Here is a 19,312-nt window from a genome sequence, read left to right as displayed (position 1 = left end):
CTTATTTTTTACTGGCATCGAACAAGCTTTTCTTTTCCTCATCGGTCAGACTACCATAACCTGATTTCCGGAGTTTATCCAAAATACGATCCACCTCTGCAGCCTGCGCTTTCTTATGTGCATTGAAATCGTAATCCTGCTGACGTCCTCCACCATAATGAACCTTCATTTTCGGCTTACGGGGTTTCGGACTCCACCTACCTCCGATGAAATCGATGACCCGGTTAATCCAACGGGTAGCATCGTGTCCACGCTGCAATCCCGAGGCAAACCACCAGCCGGCCAAAGCCCCTCCCAAATGCGCGATGTGTCCACCGGCATTTTCGGCGGTCAAGAACATCAGGTCGAGCACAATCATGAAAAGTGCCATGTACTTCAACCGGACTCCACCGATGAACAACAACTGCACCTGGTAATCAGGTTCGCGTACAGCGGTAGCAATTACAATTGCCAACACTGATGCCGAAGCACCCAGCAGGTATGAGCCGAATACAGCATCCTCGAAATAAGGGAATACATTGTATGCTATCATGTACAACAGCCCCCCACAGATACCTCCCAGGACATACAGCCCACGCAGATGCTTGGACGAGAAGATATTCAGGAACAGTCGGCCAAACCAGTACAGCCACAACATATTGAACAGCAGGTGAAGCAGCCCTGCATGCATGAACATGTAGGTTATCAAAGACCAGGGTTGACGCACGAAAGCCGATACCCACGCCGGAAGTTCCAGCCAATGCAACCAGGCGTATGCATTCCACCGGAACAAGGTCAGAAACAGGCTGACCAGCGAAACCAGCAGAAAAGCTCCTACATTCAGGAAAATCAGCCGGGTTACGATATCACCCTGCCGGAACTTCTGCCGCAAATCAGTAATAAATCCGCCCGCCGCCATTTTTCTTTTTCCAATATAAGATGAGAATCAAACCGAACAGCATACCACCCAAGTGAGCGAAGTGTGCGATACCGTCACCACCGGTGATACCCAATACCAGTTCCAGCGCCGCATACCCCAAAACGAAGTATTTGGCCTTAATGGGCACCGGAAGCGGGAAAACAAACATTTCACTGTTGGGAAACAACATACCAAAGGCTAACAGGATACCATATACGGCTCCCGAAGCACCTACTGTAGTCATCTGATTGAGGTATTCACTCATCGGAATGATGCCGAACGGAGTTTGGACACTGTCGTAATTCGAAAGGACCGTTGCATATTCGATATACTGTACTACTTCCTGTATCAATCCGGCACCGATACCACAGATCAGATAATACGTCAGGAAACGTTTCGGTCCCCAAACCTGTTCCAATACACGACCGAACATCCAGACAGCAAACATATTGAAAAAGATATGCTGGAAATTGGCGTGCAGGAACATGTAGCTGATAAGCTGAGCTACGTTGAAATCGGAAGCTAAAAAGAAATGTAACCCTGCCAGGTCGTTGATGTCAATGCCGTAACGACGTGCCACAAACATGCCCACAAAACAAAGCACATTAATAATCAGCAGGTTTTTTGTTACTGGAGGAATATTACCCATAGTGCTATCTTATTCATAAATTAGCCACAAAAGTACGATTTTATTCGTTTGTCACATAACCTCTTATAGTTTTTTACCACTTTCCCGTTGAAAATACCTGACCGGACTTGGTCGGGAAAACAGAATGCCGTACATTTGTATAGCTATTTTTCACTACCAAAACCATTAAAATCTATGAATGAACAAGCATTTTCTTTATCTGGCCTCGTGTTAGGAGCCGCCACGTGCTTATTCTGTACCCAGACAACGTATGCTTCCTCCGACCTTCCTTACTGGAAAGACATACAGACTGTTTCTGTCAACCGGGAAGCACCCCGCTCTACCTTCATGACGTACGCCGACCGCGAACAGGCAGCCACCATGAAGTACGAACAAAGCCCGTATTACCAGTTGCTAAACGGTACCTGGAAATTCTATTACGTAGACTCCTACAAACAATTGCCTGAAGACATTACGAGTACCACCAGCCTGGACGGATGGAAAGATATCCAGGTTCCCGGAAACTGGGAAGTACAAGGCTTCGGAACAGCCATCTACACCAACCACGGCTACGAATTCCAGCCCCGTAATCCCCAGCCGCCTGCTTTGCCGGAACAGAATCCGGTAGGTGTGTATCGCCGTGAAATCACCGTTCCTGCCGATTGGGACGGACGTGACATCTACCTGCACATAGCCGGAGCCAAATCGGGCTGTTATGTCTACGTAAACGGAAAAGAAGTCGGCTATAACGAAGACTCCAAGAATCCGGCAGAATACCTCATCAACGATTATCTCCAACCAGGAAAGAATGTGCTGACCCTGAAGATTTTCCGTTGGAGTACAGGTTCGTACCTGGAATGTCAGGATTTCTGGCGCATGAGCGGTATCGAACGCGATGTCTTCCTGTATTCCCAGCCCAAAGCGTCGGTCAACGATTTCCGTATCACTTCTACCCTGGACGATACCTATAAGAACGGTATTTTCCGGTTGGCCATCGACCTGAAAAATCACCAGACCAACACCGCCAATCTGGCCGTATCCTATACACTGGTAGACAAAGATGGAAAAACCGTCAGCGAAAGCGAACAGACCGTCAGCGTTCCTTCGGACAAGCTGAGTACCGTCAACTTCCAGCAACAGCTGCCGAATGTACAGACCTGGACTTCCGAAGCACCGAACCTGTACAAACTCTTCATGACCGTGAAGGAAAACGGAAAAGTGACCGAAGTGATTCCGTATCACGTAGGATTCCGCCGCATCGAAATCAAGGAAATCGACCAGAAAGCCGGAAACGGTAAGAATTACGTGGTACTGCTGGTGAACGGACAACCCATCAAGCTCCGTGGAGTCAATATCCACGAACACAATCCGGAAACCGGCCACTATGTCCCTGAAGAACTGATGCGGAAGGATTTCGAACTGATGAAACGCCATAACATCAATACCGTCCGCCTCTGCCACTACCCGCAGGACCGCCGTTTCTACGAACTCTGCGACGAATACGGACTCTATGTATACGATGAAGCAAACATCGAAAGCCACGGTATGTACTACGACCTGCGCAAAGGTGGTACGTTGGGCAACAACCCGGAATGGCTGAAACCACACATGTACCGCACCATCAACATGTTTGAGCGCAACAAAAACTATCCGAGTGTCACCTTCTGGTCATTGGGTAACGAAGCCGGAAACGGTTACAACTTCTACCAGACTTACCTGTGGGTAAAGGAAGCCGACAAGGACATCATGAACCGTCCGGTGAACTACGAACGCGCCCAGTGGGAATGGAACTCGGACATGTACGTACCGCAATACCCGAGTGCAGGCTGGCTGGAACAAATCGGCCAGCGTGGCAGCGACCGTCCGGTAGCTCCTTCGGAATACGCACATGCCATGGGTAACTCTACCGGAAGCCTTTGGGACCAATGGAAAGCCATCTACAAATATCCGAACCTGCAAGGCGGATACATCTGGGACTGGGTAGACCAGGGCATTCTGACCCACGACGAGAACGGACGTCCGTTCTGGGCATACGGAGGTGATTTCGGTACCAACATGCCGAGCGACGGTAACTTCTGCTGCAACGGTATCGTTTCGCCGGACCGCACCCTGCATCCGGCCATGAACGAGGTGAAATACGCCCATCAATATGTAGGCTTCGAACCGGTTGACTTGAGCAAAGGTATATTCAAGGTACAGAACCGCTACTACTTCACCAACCTGAAGAAATACATGATTACCTATCAGGTGAAAGCCAACGACAAGGTAATCAGAAACGGAAAGGTATCGCTCGACATCGCACCACAAGGAAGTCAGGAACTGACCGTAAACGTAAACGGTCTGGAGCCGAAAGTCGGAACCGAATATTTCGTCAATTTCAGTGTAACAACTACTGAACCGGAACCGTTGGTACCGGTAGGCTATGAGCTGGCACATGAGCAGTTCCGCCTGCCGATTGAGCCGATAGCCCGTACCTTCGCTACAGATGGGCCGACCTTGAAATGCAGCACCGACGGCAATCTGCTGAAGGTCTCTTCTTCCCGCCTGAATTTCGTATTCGATAAGGAAAGCGGTATCGTCACTTCCTACAAGGTCAAAGGAACCGAATACTTCGACAAAGGCTTCGGTATCCAGCCGAATTTCTGGCGTGCGCCGAACGACAACGACTACGGAAGCCAGGAACCGAAGCGTCTGCAGATCTGGAAACAGTCCAGCAAGGATTTCCGCGTCGTAGAGGCTACCCTGGACATGGACGGTAAAGATGCCGTACTGAAAGCCACTTACCTGTTGGCCGCCGGCAACCTGTACATCGCTACCTACCGCATCCATCCGTCGGGTGTCGTAAAAGCCGACTATACCTTTACCTCTACCGAAATGGAGGCCAACAAGACCGAACTTTCGGAAGCTACCCTCATGGCTACCTTCACTCCGGGCAACGATGCCTTGCGCAAGGAAAGCTCCAAACTGGTAGTTCCGCGCATCGGTATCCGTTTCCGTTTGCCTGTCCACATGAATCAGGTGACTTACTTCGGACGCGGACCGGAAGAGAACTACATCGACCGCAACAACGGAACGCTGGTAGGCCTCTACAAGAATACCGCCGACAACATGTACTTCCCGTATGTACGTCCGCAGGAGAACGGCCATCATACCGATACCCGCTGGCTGAGTCTGGGCAAGAAGGGCAAAGGACTGACCATCTATGCCGACAACACCATCGGATTCAATGCCCTGCGTAACTCGGTAGAAGATTTCGACGGCGAAGAAGCTACCCACAGAGACTATCAGTGGAACAACCGCGACGCGGAAGAACTGAAGCACGATGTAGCTACCGCCAAGAACATCAAGCCGCGCCAGACCCACATCAACGACATCACTCCGCGCGATTTCGTGGAAGTATGTGTTGACATGAAGCAGATGGGTGTAGGCGGTTACGACAGCTGGGGAGCCATCCCAGACCCGCAATACCTGTTGCCTGCCAACAAGGAATATCAGTGGGGCTTCACCATCGTACCGATGTAACGATTCGGAACCTACCTCCTGAATAAAAGAAATCCTCTTGTGTAACTGTCTACTATCCAGCACACAAGAGGATTTTTAATTTCTCCACTTCAGGCAATAATTGACGCTAAACACCATTCTCTTCCATCTACTCATCAGAAAGTACCATTTCTCCCAATAAAAATTCAAATCCAACGGGCAGAATCTTCAGTTCCCGACGAAGTTTATATAAACCACGTCGTGGTTTATAGATTATATACAGATAAAGGAACCTTTATCCCCGCTTCTTTCAGGAAACAGATACTGGCCACGAACCAATTGATATAAATGACGAAAGGCCTGCCAAACGACAAGCCTAACGTATATATTAGAAAAAATAATGACAGATTATCGCTCTGCTACACGGATACTATCCCGAAGCACCAACAGCCCTTCCGGCCCCATGTTGAACAGCAGATCGACGATACTCAGGTTCGGCTGGAAGCCTTGCTTTTCTTCGAACACCTGGTAATACGGATGAGGAAAAAAATCGGGAACCGCCTTGGCAATGTCCCGTTTCGGATGAATCCGCTCCCGGAAATCATCTACCGATTGAGGCTCGGTTACATAATCCGTAGTCGGACAAAGTACAGGCTGGATATCCAACTGTTCGCACACCCACGCACAGAGTTCCCCGTTGAAATCATACAGGAACTCGTATTTCTGTTCGTAGAACCGATGAAACTCGTCGGCATAATAATCGAAGAAAGGGCTCTGTCGGTAAGCGGCTACGAAAGCGTTCCAGTGCGTATGCCGCCAGTTGCCATGGTCGGAGATACGGACATCCTTCATCAGACATTTCGCCTCATCCGCCTTCTCGGTCGGTATCGTCAGAGCCAGCGGACCGTTGGCCGAAGCGATGACACACCGGTTGCGGTAGGTCTGCTTCATATAATGGTCGTAGCGTTCGATATATGCCTTCTCGTACGCATACAGCTTGGTGTAATATACCACCGGGGCCAGATAGGCCGAACTCAACAAAACTTCTTTCTGCATCTGAACAATGAAATGAATGAAAAACTACTGTACCCGTTGCCAGAAGCGTTCCAAACGGACGGGGTACCATACTCTCCAGGCTTTCCCAATCAGGTGGTCCTCGGGCACAAAACCGAACAGACGGGAGTCACGCAGATTCACCGGATCGTTCGAAGCTACCCAATAATAATCCTTACTGAAACAATAATGCCCCACCGGACTGCCTTCTACATACAGCGTATCACCTTTGATAGTGGCCTGTCGATGTTCGTGCAGGCGGATGGTATTACACAGCAAAGTCACATTCCACGGATAAACCTTTACCACTTGCCCTTTGGCCGGAACCACAAACGGATAAGCCTTTTCAGGATGCCGCTCATTCAAGGGAACCAATGGAAGTGATTTCCCAACTTTTTGGGAAATCAGATAAGATTCATAATAACTGAAACTACGGATATAACTGCCGTCCTCGGTATAACCGGCCAACAGATTACCCTGAATGCCCAATGTATCCAGCATCGCCAGCAATCGTTCCTCCTGATCGGCCGGATAGACATACAGTTCCTTGGCATCAGGACTGAACACCGGTCCTTCCACCTGTATCAAATCCTTGTTCAACATCAGCGTATCGCCCGCCGAACCGATACACCGGCTGATGTACAACGGACGACGCTCTACCGCCGTATGCTCTTCCCGGGGCATCGGGCTGTTGAACACGACGATATCTCCTTTCTCCACCCGTGAAGCCCCTATCCGATGATAGCCCCACCATGCCTGTAAAGGCAGACGAAGCCCGTAACTCCACTTGTTCACCAATACGCCTTCCCCCTGATACAGGCTGTTTTCCATACCTGCCGAGGGAATAAAGCACGATGTCACCAGCAGAGTCTTGACCAGACCGACGCTTATCAGCACCGCAGCCGTTACTTTCAGCCACCTGAGCCTACGTTTCTTCATCACGGGACGGAGAATCTTCTAGAGAGACTTATTTGATGTTATCGACGAACTTGAACAGACGGTTCCAGCGGATTTTTCCATTGGCCCATCCGCGGTCCGGATCCAAAGACAACCAGATGAAGATAGGTTTACCTACGATGTGGTCTTCCGGAACGAAACCCCAGAAGCGTGAATCGGCCGAGTTATGCCGGTTATCTCCCATCATCCAGTAATAATCCATCTTGAAGGTATACTTGTCCGTTTCCTGTCCGTTGATGTAGATTTTCCCATCCTTTACCTGAAGGTCGTTACCCTCATAGTTTCTGATAGGGCGTTCGTAAATCGGCAGATTCTCCAGTGTCAACGTCACCGTTTCACCTTTCTTCGGAATCCAGACAGGTCCGTAGTTGTCGCAGGTCCATCCCGTATGCTTGTTCACCGGATAAAGTCCGCCGGCATCGTCATCCGGAACATTCTCGATAGCGACCACCAAATCCTTCCGGTTCTCCAAAGCAGCCTTTGCCTGAGCCGTCAGCGGCATGTTGTATACCGATTCTTCCGGATAATAAGCCATCAGGTCTTCCTGGCTGATACCCAGTTCGTGACAGAAATCTTCCGGAAGCATCCCATTGGTATGTACCAGGTAACGGTACTGTACATTATCAGGTTCCTTATTCGGCTTTCCATCCAAATAGATAATGCGGTTCTTGATTTCCAGGGTCTGTCCCGGTAAGCCGACACAACGCTTCACATAGTTCTCCCGACGGTCTACCGGACGTGTGATAACCTTGCCATACAGCTGCGGATTCTCATCGATGTATTTCCGTCCCATAGCGTAATACAAATCGTACACCGTACGCTCCTGTTCCGGAGTCAACGATGACAAATCAATGGGCTGTGACAATTCTTTACCGGCCTGATAGCTCAAGCGGTACAAATCTTCGGCAGGAACACCGGTAGCCACCGAGTCACCAGCCGGGAAATTGAATACCACAATATCGTTCAACTGTACCTCACCCAGTCCACCGACCCGCTTGTAGTCCCAAGCCGGCCATTCCAAATAAGACTTGCAATTAAATACCGGCAACGTATGCTGGGTAAGCGGCATGTGTAACGGAGTCTGTGGAATACGGGCACCATAACTCATCTTGCTGACAAACAGGTAGTCGCCTACCAGCAACGATTTTTCCAGCGAAGAAGAAGGAATCACATAGTTCTGGAAGAAGTACAGATTCACGAAATAAACAGCTACCAAAGCGAATACAATGGCATCCACCCATCCCATGATACCTCTTACCGTAGGATTCTTCGATTTCTTCCACCAGGTCCAGGGAATCTTGTGTGTGATGTAAGCGTCGAAGATGAACGGCAGGACAACCAGTCCCAGCCAACTCCGGAGCCACACCAGGAAAATCAGATAAAGCACGGTTACTACACCAAACTTTATCCATTGTTTACGAGAGGCCTGTATCATATCAGAAAGTGAATAAATCGTTCATACCCAGGAAACCGGTGTGTGCGGCAGTATATTCGGCAGCCAGTACCGCACCCAATGCAAAGCCTTTACGGTTCTTGGCATCGTGCGTAATGACGATGGAATCGGCTTCCGATTCGTAAGTAATGGTATGGATACCGGGGACCTCCCCTTCACGGATAGCGCTGACAGGCAATTCATTCGGCGCGCACTCGGTCGTTCCGCTCACGGTTCCGTCCGGAGCCGTCAGGGTGCCCATCACCCATTTGTCCTTACGGTCGAGGTTCTCCAGGATTCCTTCGGCCAGGGTTATGGCTGTACCGCTCGGTGCATCCAGCTTATGTATGTGGTGAGTCTCCACCATCGAAACTTCGTAATTGGGGAAATTGTTCATGATACGGGCCAGGTACTTGTTGACCGCCGAGAAGATAGCGACTCCCAGACTGAAATTAGACGACCAGAACAGGGTTTTTCCTTCTTCCTGACACAGACGGCGCATCTCATCGCCGTGCTCGCCCATCCATCCGGTACTTCCGGAAACCACCTTTACACCGTTCTTGAACGCTTCCATACAGTTTCCGTACGCTACGGAAGGAGCCGTAAATTCAATGGCCACATCAGCCGAACGGAACGCTTCGGAAGCAAAGTCCTGGCGGTTATCAATATCGATGATACTTACAATCTCATGTCCACGGGAACGAGCAATCTTTTCGATTTCCTTTCCCATCTTTCCATATCCAATCAATGCTATTTTCATACTTTTCTATCTGATTTTAGGCACAAAGATAGCGTTTTTCGCTATAAATCATTACATTTAGCGAACATTTACACCTCGTTAACATGGAACAACTCTTACACTATGTATGGAAACACAAGCTTTTTCCACTCCGCACACTCGTTACAACCCAAGGTGAATCATTGGAAATCATCGACCCGGGACTTCCGAATCCGGATGCCGGACCCGATTTCTTCAATGCCAAAATCAAGATTAACGGCGTACTATGGGTGGGGAACGTGGAAATCCATCTGCGGGCATCCGACTGGCTGAAACACCATCACGAACAAGATACCACCTACGACTCCGTTATCCTGCACGTCGCCTCCGACATCGACACCCAGATACAACGGACCAACGGAGAGCCGATTCCCCAACTGGAACTCCATTATCCGCCTTATCTGCTGGAGAATTATCAGGAACTGCTAGCAACCTCCCGTTATCCGGCCTGTTACCGCCTCATCCCTACCCTGCCTCCGTTATTGGTACACAGTTGGATGAACACCTTACAGCTGGAACGTTTCGAGCAGAAAACGGCTCAACTTCTTCAACGGCTGGAGACCTGCAACCGCAACTGGGAAGACGCGTTCTTCCTGACCCTTGCCCGCAATTTCGGCTTCGGCACCAACAGCGAAGCTTTCGAACTATGGGCCAAATCCATCCCTTTACGGGCCGTAGACAAACATCGCGACAACCTGTTCCAGATAGAGGCCATCTTCTTCGGACAAGCCGGACTGATACCAGAACAACCCGGTGACAGCTACGCCGAATCGTTGCAAAAGGAATACGCCTATCTGCAGCACAAGTTCGGGCTCACCCCCTCCTCCCATTGTCAATGGAAGCTGTTGCGTACCCGCCCGGGAAACTTTCCTTACCTGCGCATCGCCCAACTGGCCTACCTGTACCAGCAATCCGCCGGTCTGTTGTCGCAGGTGCTGGAGAAATCCTCCCTGGATGAAGTTCGCCGGTTATTCCAAGGCGATACCTCCCCTTACTGGATTACGCATTACTCCTTCGGTGAAATCTCCCGTCCGCAGACCAAACACCTCAGCAAGGCTTCCATCGACCTGTTGATTATCAACACCGTGGTTCCTTTCCTGTATGCATACGGAAAATACCGGGGACAAGCCTCGCTGACCACACGTGCCGGCGAGTTTCTGGAAGCCTTGAAACCGGAAAACAATTACATCACCCGGATGTGGAAAGAATGCGGTCTGACCGCCGCACATGCCGGAGACAGCCAGGCCTTAATCCAACTGAAGAAACAATATTGTGACCCGAAGAAATGCCTGTATTGCCGCATCGGGTATGAGTATTTCAAGCGGCGGAAATAATCAATAAAACAGAATGGGCCATAAAAGCAATATCAGACTATAAAACTTTTATGGCCGACTTTCAAACAACTCAATCCTCCTTCAGATTATCCATCCAGTCCGTCTGCATCAATCTACAGCCACCTACCAGTCCGAGACCGTTTCTCACATTGGTATAAGTAGGACGAATAGGTGCCAGCTCCGAACTGGTCAGTTGATTGCTATGCTGGTCGTTCAACGACTTCAGGTAGCGGTAACATTCTTCAGACAAGCTGTACAGACTAATCCGGTACTGTTTCTTACAAACGACATGTTCCTTTTCCTCCCCCCATTCATAATCCGTTTCGTAGTCCGCTCCATACGAAGTATTCAGGCGAAGCGTGTATTCTTTTCCTTGAATCTTCTCATCATCCCAGAAATACAGATTTTGATAGAATTCCTTATCAGGCAGAAGCATCTCATCCAATCCGGAAAAAGTATCCAGTAAAGGCTCATCCTTCAAGTCAAGAGCCATCAGATATCGTTCTTCCGAATAAACACCGTTTTTCCAATACATCAGTTTTTTCTCAATTTTTACGGCATAATAATCAGTCCGAGAAGCCTCATCCTTAAATCTTATGAGAAACTGCAATGTACTTGGTTCGGACGATTTCCGTTTCATTTCTACGGATAACAAAGGGAACGAAACAGGAATAACGGTAGCAGCAGATACAGCCTTCAGTCCTTCTACAGAAGCCGTAAACTCAACACAGTCTCCATCCCGATAAGCTGTAACCAGATAATGACTTCCTGCCGGTACACCTGGTAAGGAATCTGCTGTCCACTGAAGGCTGACCGGTGTACCGTTTACTGTACACCGGATGTCCGGACTCCTCAATCCAGATACGATTGCTCCCTTAGCACTGACCGGAAGACTTCGGGACAAACGGACTATCGTTGTATCTCCACTACCCGGATAACTATACATCACCAGCTTGGGTGACTCTGCCACATCATCCAATTGAAAATAATAAGTACAGGACGGCAACAAGATAACCGTAACAAAGACGAATATACCACTCAAGAATTTCTCCATAAACTCAGAATTTTAAAGTATAACTGAAAGAAGGGATAATCGGAAAAAGACCGATACCTTTCCCTCTGAAACTACCGTCAGGTTGCTGTTCGACCTTGGTATAGAAAGCATTCATCCGACAATAAGCATTGTAGATGCTTACATTCCAGATGCGCTCGAAACCTCTTTTCGTCGTCTTACGGAAGTTGATACCCACATCAAGCCGATGATAAGCAGGCAACGTAATATTATTCGGCTTCTCATAAACCAGTTCCGGTTGGCTGGAACCTGGCACACCGGGCAACGAAGGACCCTCCACATATTGCGTAGGGACTGTCGAACGGTCACCGCTACGGTAAGTCCAGGCAGCGTAGGCATCGATACGGTCGTTAAACTTCCGGCGAAACATCAAATTCACTTTATGACGGTTGTCGAACCTACTGAAATACCAGTCAGGATAAAAGTCCTCAAATTTCTGAAGACTCCATGACAACGTATAGCCGGCTTCGAATGTATTTTTTCCATCCTGATAAGCCAACGCCGCCTCTATCCCGTACGATTTTCCTTTCCCGTTTCTGGCCACCCGTTCCCATTCCTCAGCCGGGAAAACCAGACTACCGCTGGTATCGTATTCAAGCATGTGACTGGTAGTACGGAAATATCCTTCCACATCCAAGCGCAAATGCCAGGGAAGTTCCATATATATCCCTCCGGCAACCTGCCGTGAACGCATAGGAGGAACCTGTCGGGTTGAAGGGACCCAGCAATCAGTCGGTAAATTCAGATAGGAATTAGACAACTGATGAACAAACTGACTCATCTCTGTATATGATGCTTTCAAAGTAGCCCTATCAGCCAACCGATAGCTAGCCGACAACCGAGGCTCCAACGAATGATAGACGCTTCCCGGAACCTGATATAAAGTATAATGAGCTCCTATGTTTGCCCGTAACTTACGGGATAGCCCGATTTCATCTTCCACATAAAAAGACAATTCGTTTCCCGGATAACGGTTCAGATTCATACCTGCTGAAGAAAGGGTATCGATGATTCCATCCGTCCCCCTGATATCTTGCGAAACCATGCGTTGAGGACGATACAGATGATGCAGGTAATTGCTTCCGAAACGTATATGATGTCGGGTAGCAGGACGATAATCAAAAGCAATACGATAACCCACATCATTGATAGTCGAACGGTTGCTTTGCATGTGATGCTCCACGGATATTTCTTTATCAGCCTCATAATACCGGTCATCTTCCGTATAATCATATATGGACAGGTTACGGGCATATACCAACGAAAAATCGCCCGCCAGCTTGGGAGTAAACTGATAATTCCAAGCCAAAGTAGCGGTCAGGTTTCCCCATTGCATATTGAAATCGGTACCGTACCGTTCCTCACGTATCTGAGTTCCTTCATCAAATACCTGGCGTACCCGGCTCTTGAACAAGTCACGTCCGGAATACATGGCAAGCGAAAGTTTACTCCTTGCAGAAAACCGATGGGTAATCTTACCGTTGATATCGTGAAAAGCGTAACGGGCCTTGATTTTATCGTTGGCAGAAGCATGGCTAGCAATCAACAAGGCAGGAGTAGTGAACAGGTCTGCCCAACTTCTCCGCATACCGAAACAGAACGACGTTTTATCCTTGACTATCGGTCCTTCCCACTGTATTCTTCCATCCAAAAGTCCCAGAGAAAAAACGCCGTGATAAGACTTCATATCCCCCTCTTTCGTACGGACATCGACAACCGACGAGAGTCTGCCTCCATAGCGTGCAGGGAATCCGCTTTTATAGAAATCAACATTCTTCACCATATCCGTATGGAACGCCGAGAAGAGTCCTCCTACATGGTTCACCTGATACAACGGGGTACCATCCAGTAAAAACAGGTTCTCATCATTCTTTCCACCATGAACATAAAGCCCTGACAGTAGTTCCATTCCCGAAGAGACACCTGGAAGCTGCTGAAGCGTCTTGATCAAATCCGGAGAACTCAGCAACGAAAACTCCGTATTCAATTGAGCCGGAGTAAGCGAAACTTTCCCTGTCTGCGATGTCAATAACGGAGAGTTCAAATTACCGACTACCTCCACGCCTTCCAGCGAAGTCGTACTTTCCTTCAGATAAACTATTCCTGTATAATCAGCATCCAGCTCCAATTCTTTCACTGCATCCTGATAGCCAATATACGAGAAACGGATGACATGCTTCCCTTCCGGCAACGTAAGACTGAAAAAGCCATGTTCATTACTCAATGTACCTGATTGGGTTACTTTATCGAATACCGTCACATTCATCAATGATTCTCCGTTATCCTGGCAGACGTGACCGGAAAAAGTATAACGGAGCGAACGAAACAACAAGACATAGTCCCCTTTGATTTCCCAACGTATACCCGTTCCGCCAAGCACATTCTTCAAGTTCTCTGCCAACGGTTTACCCGACACAGGCGTTCCCGCAGGCTTCACCTGCGACAAAGAAGAATCATAGACAAAATTTACAGCATACAGACGTTGCATCGCATCCAGTACTTCTTTCATTCCTGTTGTATCCGACTGTGCCTTTCCCGTCAGACACAAACAAGAAATAATTCCTATACACAACATCCTCATCATTCCTGCTTCTCAATTTTGACCTTCAATACCTTCTCAATGATTTCAATAATCTCATCCAGACTCTGCGCTTTAAAGCTGGCAGTTAACCGCTTGCTGGTATTTTCACATTTCAGACGAACATGAAAATAAGCGGAAAGTTCCTCCAGCACTTTCGGAAGTGGCGTATTATCGAAAACAAAATTTCCTTTCTCCATCTTCTTCTTTCCATTAACTTGCGGATGTTTCTGCCCTTTGACAACTTGTGCACTCATTCCAGCAGTTAGAATAACAGCATCGGGATGACCAAGAGTCGACAAACGGACTTTCCCTGTTTTCACCTGTACAAATGCTGTATCTCCACTAACCTCATTCACCCGGAATTCCGTACCTAATACACGGACCTCAGAAAGCCTGCCAATGACAGTAAACGGACGGAGAGAATCATGTCTGACGCTGAAGCCAACCTCCCCTTCCAACTGTACTTCACGCCGATGATGCAGATATCCCTGCAAATGATACCGCACAGAAGACTGCGGATAGATTACCACCTTCGAACTATCAGGAAGAACATACTCCACCGGAGATTTCTCTGCTACCAGCTTCACCCACCCTTTATGGTCTGCATCAGTATGTAATAACAAGCGAATTCCTCCTACAATGCACAACATGGCAGCTATGCCGGCTACCATCCAATACCAACGGACAAAGCTGCCCGAATATACCTCACCATGACTATGCCTGAATTTCTGTAAAGCCTTCCGCGTATCCAACTTGCCCTGTTGGTAGTAATGAAGCACAAACTTCAAGCATTTCTCTTCAATCTTTTCCATACTCACTTCGATTAAACATTCACTTCTAAGAGAATAAAATGCATGAAATCCACTATTCCCATCAAATAAAATCAACCAAAAAAGAATGAATACAATGCTTTGACTCCCTCGCGTACCAACCGCAATGCCTTGCAGATATGGTTATCTACCGTATGTACAGAAATATGCAGAAGTTCGGCTATTTCCTTGTAAGTCATCCCGTCACGCTTATGCAACAGAAACACCTCACGGCAACGCTCCGGCAATGCGTCAATAGCTGTCCACATACGTGCTTCCATCACCGAATATTCTTCCAGTTCCTCATCAGGTAAGGTTTCTTCCAAATCGGAAGGAGAACAGTTCATATCAAAAACCGCTTCCCTCTTCAGATAATTCAAACTATAATTCCGGACCATGACATACAGATAGGACTTCAGATGTTCGACCTCACCCCCCTTTTCCCACAACAAAGACAAGCAATCCTGTACAATGTCTTCGGCTATATCCACATCACGTACATAATGAATGGCATATAAACACAACGGCCTGTAATAGAGTTTAAACACTTCATCGAAGTTGATTCCGTTTTTCTTCATAACAGATACAGTCAAATCATATTTTAACAAAGACAAAGCTATCCCTCCAAGCCCCTATAGCTATATGGTGAAAAGAAGTTAAACCTACCGTAACGCCTCCTCCACTGCCCTCAGATAAGTATCCAGACGGTTACTTTTCAGAATAGCTTTCCGGACCTTCTTCTCAAGGTCCGGAAGGAGATATTCCCAAACGGCCTTCAGTTTCATGAGCAGTTGTGCCTCACCTCCTTCTATTACCCGCTGGTAATAAAGATACATCCGACGATGCATCAGATAAGCTCTTGACCTGATTTCCGCTTCCGACATCGGCCCTTCACGAAATGCCTTAGCCAACGAAGGGTCAGCCAACAGGCCTCTACCCAGCATGACTCCTTTCAGGCGGGGATAGGCTTCCAACAACTCCCGGATAGCCGCCACCGTACATAAATCGCCGTTATATACCAAAGGAAGCTCACAAGCCTCATAAAAACAGTGGAAAGCTTCCCTGTCCACCGTCCCCTTGTACTGCTGCTTCCCGATACGGGGATGAAGGGTTACCTGCTTCACACACGAACGGTTCAACAACGGAAGTACCTGTTTCCACTCATCGGCATGCTCCCATCCCAATCGCATCTTGACGGAAAAGCGGACTTCCGGAAAACGTTTCATCGCATCCAACAAAACAGCCACTTTCTCCGGATAAGGCAAAATACCCGACCCTTTTCCCCGACGGACAATCAACGGGAACGGACATCCCATATTCACATCGATTTCCCGATATCCCTGTGCCGACAGAAACACAACCAGCTGTTCCAGCTCTTCAGCATCCGAGGCTATGATTTGAGGTATCAAGTGAGAAACTGTATTTTCTTCAGGTGAAACATCACGTTTATCCTTGTTACGTATCGTTCCTTTCTCCAGCCGGATAAAAGGGGTATAATACGCATCTATCCCACCGAAACTCTGTTCATGGGCATTTCTCCAGGCAGTCTCCGTGAAACCTTGCAACGGAGCCGCATATATAACCGGTACATTCGCTTCCATCATGCCGCAAATATACGGATAATTCGCTTCAGACGCATAAAATTCCTGATAATCGGGAAATCTGTCCGATAAACATGGAAAGAAATCCGCAGACAGACATTATCTTTGTAGAAACACATTTTAAAATCATCTCTATGGAGAAATACATCTATGAACTGAAAATGAAGGTACGCGACTATGAATGCGACCTGCAAGGTATCGTCAACAATGCCAATTACCAACATTACATCGAACATACCCGTCACGAATTCCTGACTTCTACCGGCATCAGTTTCGCCAAACTGCACGCCGAAGGAATCGATCCGGTAGTCGCCCGCCTCAGCATGGCTTTCAAGACTCCTCTGAAAAGCGGAGACGAATTCATCTCGAAACTATACCTGAAGAAAGAAGGCATCAAATACGTGTTCTATCAGGACATTTTCCGCCTGCCCGATAACAAACCGGTCATCAAGGCTACAGTAGAGACCGTCAGCCTGATAAACGGACGGCTGGGTACCTGCCCCCTCTTCGACGAAGTGTTCGCCCCATACGTAACGGAATGAAAGCCGAAGAGACCATCCATACCCTGGCTCTGACACGGATTCCCGGACTGGGACTCATCGGAGCCCGTCACCTGTTGCAGGCAGCAGGAAATGCTACGGTCTTATTCCGGCAGACCAGTCATCTACCGGACCTGATTCCCGAAATAACTCCACGTATCCAGGAAGCCTTGATAAGCCATGCCGATGAAGCCATCCGTCTGGCCGAAGCTGAACTGGAATTTGCCGAAAAGAACCAGATAACGTGTCTGACCCAGCAAGATGAGGCCTATCCTTCCCGCCTGCGTGAATGTGATGACGCCCCCCTCGCCCTGTTCTATCGGGGTACAGCCGATTTGAACCGACTGCATGTCATCAACCTGGTGGGTACCCGACATGCCACCGATTATGGAAAAGAAATCTGTCGCAACTTCATGCACGACCTACAAGAATTGCTTCCGGATGTCTTGATAGTAAGCGGACTGGCCTACGGTATTGACATTCAGGCACACCGTTGTGCGTTGGAATGCGGATTCGATACAGTAGGCGTATTGGCACATGGACTGGACCGCATCTATCCGGCTGTACATAGACAAACAGCTGTACAAATGCTTCAGCAAGGGGGATTATTAACAGAATTTCCTAGCGGTACTAATCCTGACCGACAAAACTTTGTCCGAAGAAACCGGATTATTGCCGGTATCAGTGATGCCACCATTGTCGTAGAATCAGCCGAAAAAGGCGGAGCTTTAATTACTGCGGACATCGCAGAAAGTTATCACCGGGATTGCTTTGCCTTCCCTGGCCGGATAGACGCTCCTTATTCTGCCGGTTGTAACCAACTTATCCGAAATAACCGGGCGGTATTGCTGCAAAGTGCGGAAGAACTGATAAAAGCGATGAACTGGGATGTACAACCCACTGCACCTGCCACCATTCAACGTCAACTCTTTCCGGAACTATCCGACGAGGAAAGCACTATCTGTAAGTTATTGGAAAAACATCCGGACGGTCTACAAATCAACACGCTGGTAGTAGAAACCAACATACCTATCAACCGGATAACCAGTATCTTGTTCGAACTGGAAATGAAAGGAGTCATACGGACACTGGCAGGTGGCATGTATCGCCTCTTATAGACAAAAAAATGGGACAACGCCTTGCCCCAACCTTGTTAACCTTAAATCTAATACTATGAAAAAAATCACGGCGCGAAAGTATAAACAACACACATAAATTCAAAACATATCTTTGGAAAATATTTATACATTAGCCATTTTTTACGATTTACAGTTTCCTTAACTTTTCCTACAAAAAATCCCCGCCGAAGCCAATCGACGGGGATTTTCAATGTATCAGCGATAAGCCGATAAAAATCAGCTTAGTCTTTCAGTTTAGCTTTGATAAAGTCGCGGTTCAAACGAGCGATGTTGCTGATAGAAACACATTTCGGACATTCAGCTTCACAAGCACGAGTGTTTGTACAGTTACCGAATCCCAATTCATCCATCTTTGCAATCATGGCTTTTGCACGACGCAAAGCTTCCGGTTTACCCTGAGGCAACAGGTTCAACTGGCTAACCTTTGCAGAAACAAACAACATAGCTGAACCATTCTTACAAGCAGCAACACAAGCACCACAACCGATACAAGAAGCAGCATCCATAGCTTCGTCAGCAATCGGTTTCGGAATCAGGATAGCGTTAGCATCCTGAGGAGCACCTGTACGTACACTGATGAAACCACCAGCCTGCATAATCTTATCGTAAGCTGTACGGTCTACCATCAAGTCCTTGATAACCGGGAAACCGGCAGAACGCCACGGTTCAACAGTGATTACATCACCGTCTTTGAAACGACGCATGTAAATCTGACAAGTTGTAGCACCTGTAGCAGGTCCGTGCGGATGTCCGTTGATATACAAAGAACACATACCACAGATACCTTCACGACAGTCGTGGTCGAACACTACCGGTTCTTTACCTTCTTCAATCAACTGTTCATTCAAGATATCCAGCATTTCCAGGAATGAAGTATCGCCCGGGATATCCTTCATCTGGAATGTATCGAAATGACCTTTATCTTTCGGTCCGTTCTGACGCCAAACTTTCAGCGTAAATGATATATTTTTATCCATTTTACTTAGATTCTTTAATTGTTTAACTTCACTG

The 19,312-nt window shown here is 47.9% G+C and carries 16 protein-coding genes; 4 read left to right on the top strand and 12 right to left on the bottom strand.

Annotated features, from left to right (window positions below):
• Position 1: 1 nt before the first annotated feature.
• Together C510_RS0111665 and C510_RS0111660 are read right to left on the bottom strand one after the other, a co-directional pair.
• Complete coding sequence (locus C510_RS0111665; RefSeq protein WP_018711525.1) at positions 2–898, bottom strand: rhomboid family protein; 897 nt, start codon at positions 896–898, stop codon at positions 2–4.
• A complete protein-coding gene (locus C510_RS0111660) occupies positions 873–1,547 on the bottom strand; it encodes a rhomboid family intramembrane serine protease (RefSeq protein ID WP_018711524.1) in 675 nt (224 codons plus the stop codon). The genes C510_RS0111665 and C510_RS0111660 overlap by 26 nt, the downstream gene beginning before the upstream one ends.
• A 174-nt stretch (positions 1,548–1,721) precedes the next feature.
• Between C510_RS0111660 and C510_RS0111655 the strand changes: the two genes are divergently transcribed.
• Positions 1,722–5,048 carry a glycoside hydrolase family 2 TIM barrel-domain containing protein gene (locus C510_RS0111655; protein ID WP_018711523.1) on the top strand — a complete coding sequence of 1,109 codons (3,327 nt, stop codon included), beginning with the start codon at positions 1,722–1,724 and terminating at the stop codon, positions 5,046–5,048.
• Between the two features lie 366 nt (positions 5,049–5,414).
• Here the strand turns inward: C510_RS0111655 and C510_RS0111650 are convergent, their stop codons facing one another.
• Genes C510_RS0111650 through dapB form a run of 4 tightly spaced genes read right to left on the bottom strand, consistent with a single transcriptional unit; the run spans position 5,415 to position 9,208 of the window.
• The gene (locus C510_RS0111650; RefSeq protein WP_018711522.1) at positions 5,415–6,062 is read right to left on the bottom strand and encodes a WbqC family protein; all 648 of its coding nucleotides are present in this window, start codon (positions 6,060–6,062) and stop codon (positions 5,415–5,417) included.
• Between the two features lie 24 nt (positions 6,063–6,086).
• Positions 6,087–6,998 carry a signal peptidase I gene (lepB, locus tag C510_RS0111645; protein WP_018711521.1) on the bottom strand — a complete coding sequence of 304 codons (912 nt, stop codon included), beginning with the start codon at positions 6,996–6,998 and terminating at the stop codon, positions 6,087–6,089.
• 28 nt (positions 6,999–7,026) lie between these two features.
• Entirely contained in the window at positions 7,027–8,451 is a 1,425-nt protein-coding gene (gene lepB / locus C510_RS0111640) for a signal peptidase I (RefSeq protein WP_018711520.1), read from the bottom strand.
• Between the two features lies 1 nt (position 8,452).
• Positions 8,453–9,208 (bottom strand): 4-hydroxy-tetrahydrodipicolinate reductase, encoded by a 756-nt coding sequence (dapB, locus tag C510_RS0111635; RefSeq protein WP_018711519.1) that lies wholly within the window; start codon positions 9,206–9,208, stop codon positions 8,453–8,455.
• A gap of 83 nt (positions 9,209–9,291) precedes the next feature.
• Here dapB and C510_RS0111630 point away from each other — a divergent pair, with 83 nt between their 5' ends.
• The gene (locus tag C510_RS0111630; RefSeq protein WP_025892594.1) at positions 9,292–10,560 is read left to right on the top strand and encodes a DUF2851 family protein; all 1,269 of its coding nucleotides are present in this window, start codon (positions 9,292–9,294) and stop codon (positions 10,558–10,560) included.
• 70 nt (positions 10,561–10,630) lie between these two features.
• Here C510_RS0111630 and C510_RS0111625 read toward each other — a convergent pair whose 3' ends face one another.
• The 5 genes from C510_RS0111625 to C510_RS0111605 form a co-directional block, all read right to left on the bottom strand.
• Positions 10,631–11,614, bottom strand: a complete 984-nt coding sequence (locus tag C510_RS0111625) for a DUF4249 domain-containing protein (protein WP_018711517.1) — start codon at positions 11,612–11,614, stop codon at positions 10,631–10,633.
• 4 nt (positions 11,615–11,618) lie between these two features.
• Complete coding sequence (locus C510_RS0111620; protein ID WP_018711516.1) at positions 11,619–14,216, bottom strand: TonB-dependent receptor; 2,598 nt, start codon at positions 14,214–14,216, stop codon at positions 11,619–11,621.
• Positions 14,213–15,025, bottom strand: coding sequence for a FecR family protein (locus C510_RS0111615; RefSeq protein ID WP_018711515.1), 813 nt, complete (start codon positions 15,023–15,025; stop codon positions 14,213–14,215). The genes C510_RS0111620 and C510_RS0111615 overlap by 4 nt, the downstream gene beginning before the upstream one ends.
• Before the next feature lie 71 nt (positions 15,026–15,096).
• Positions 15,097–15,600 carry an RNA polymerase sigma-70 factor gene (locus C510_RS0111610; RefSeq protein ID WP_018711514.1) on the bottom strand — a complete coding sequence of 168 codons (504 nt, stop codon included), beginning with the start codon at positions 15,598–15,600 and terminating at the stop codon, positions 15,097–15,099.
• 84 nt (positions 15,601–15,684) lie between these two features.
• Entirely contained in the window at positions 15,685–16,626 is a 942-nt protein-coding gene (locus C510_RS0111605) for a tRNA-dihydrouridine synthase family protein (RefSeq protein ID WP_018711513.1), read from the bottom strand.
• Positions 16,627–16,757: 131 nt separating this feature from the next.
• On the opposite strand from C510_RS0111605, the gene C510_RS0111600 reads away from it, so the two are divergent.
• Positions 16,758–17,165, top strand: coding sequence for an acyl-CoA thioesterase (locus tag C510_RS0111600; RefSeq protein WP_025892599.1), 408 nt, complete (start codon positions 16,758–16,760; stop codon positions 17,163–17,165).
• The gene (gene dprA / locus C510_RS0111595) at positions 17,162–18,280 is read left to right on the top strand and encodes a DNA-processing protein DprA (RefSeq protein ID WP_018711511.1); all 1,119 of its coding nucleotides are present in this window, start codon (positions 17,162–17,164) and stop codon (positions 18,278–18,280) included. Before C510_RS0111600 ends, dprA begins: the two co-directional genes overlap by 4 nt.
• A 242-nt stretch (positions 18,281–18,522) precedes the next feature.
• On the opposite strand, the gene C510_RS0111590 is transcribed toward dprA, so the two are convergent.
• Positions 18,523–19,278: a succinate dehydrogenase/fumarate reductase iron-sulfur subunit gene (locus C510_RS0111590; RefSeq protein ID WP_018711510.1), complete on the bottom strand. Its 756-nt coding sequence runs from the start codon at positions 19,276–19,278 to the stop codon at positions 18,523–18,525.
• Positions 19,279–19,312: the final 34 nt, after the last annotated feature.

Source organism: Phocaeicola barnesiae DSM 18169 = JCM 13652 (genome assembly GCF_000374585.1).
Taxonomy (GTDB): Bacteria; Bacteroidota; Bacteroidia; order Bacteroidales; family Bacteroidaceae; genus Phocaeicola; species Phocaeicola barnesiae.
This window is presented reverse-complemented; position numbering and strand designations above follow the sequence as displayed.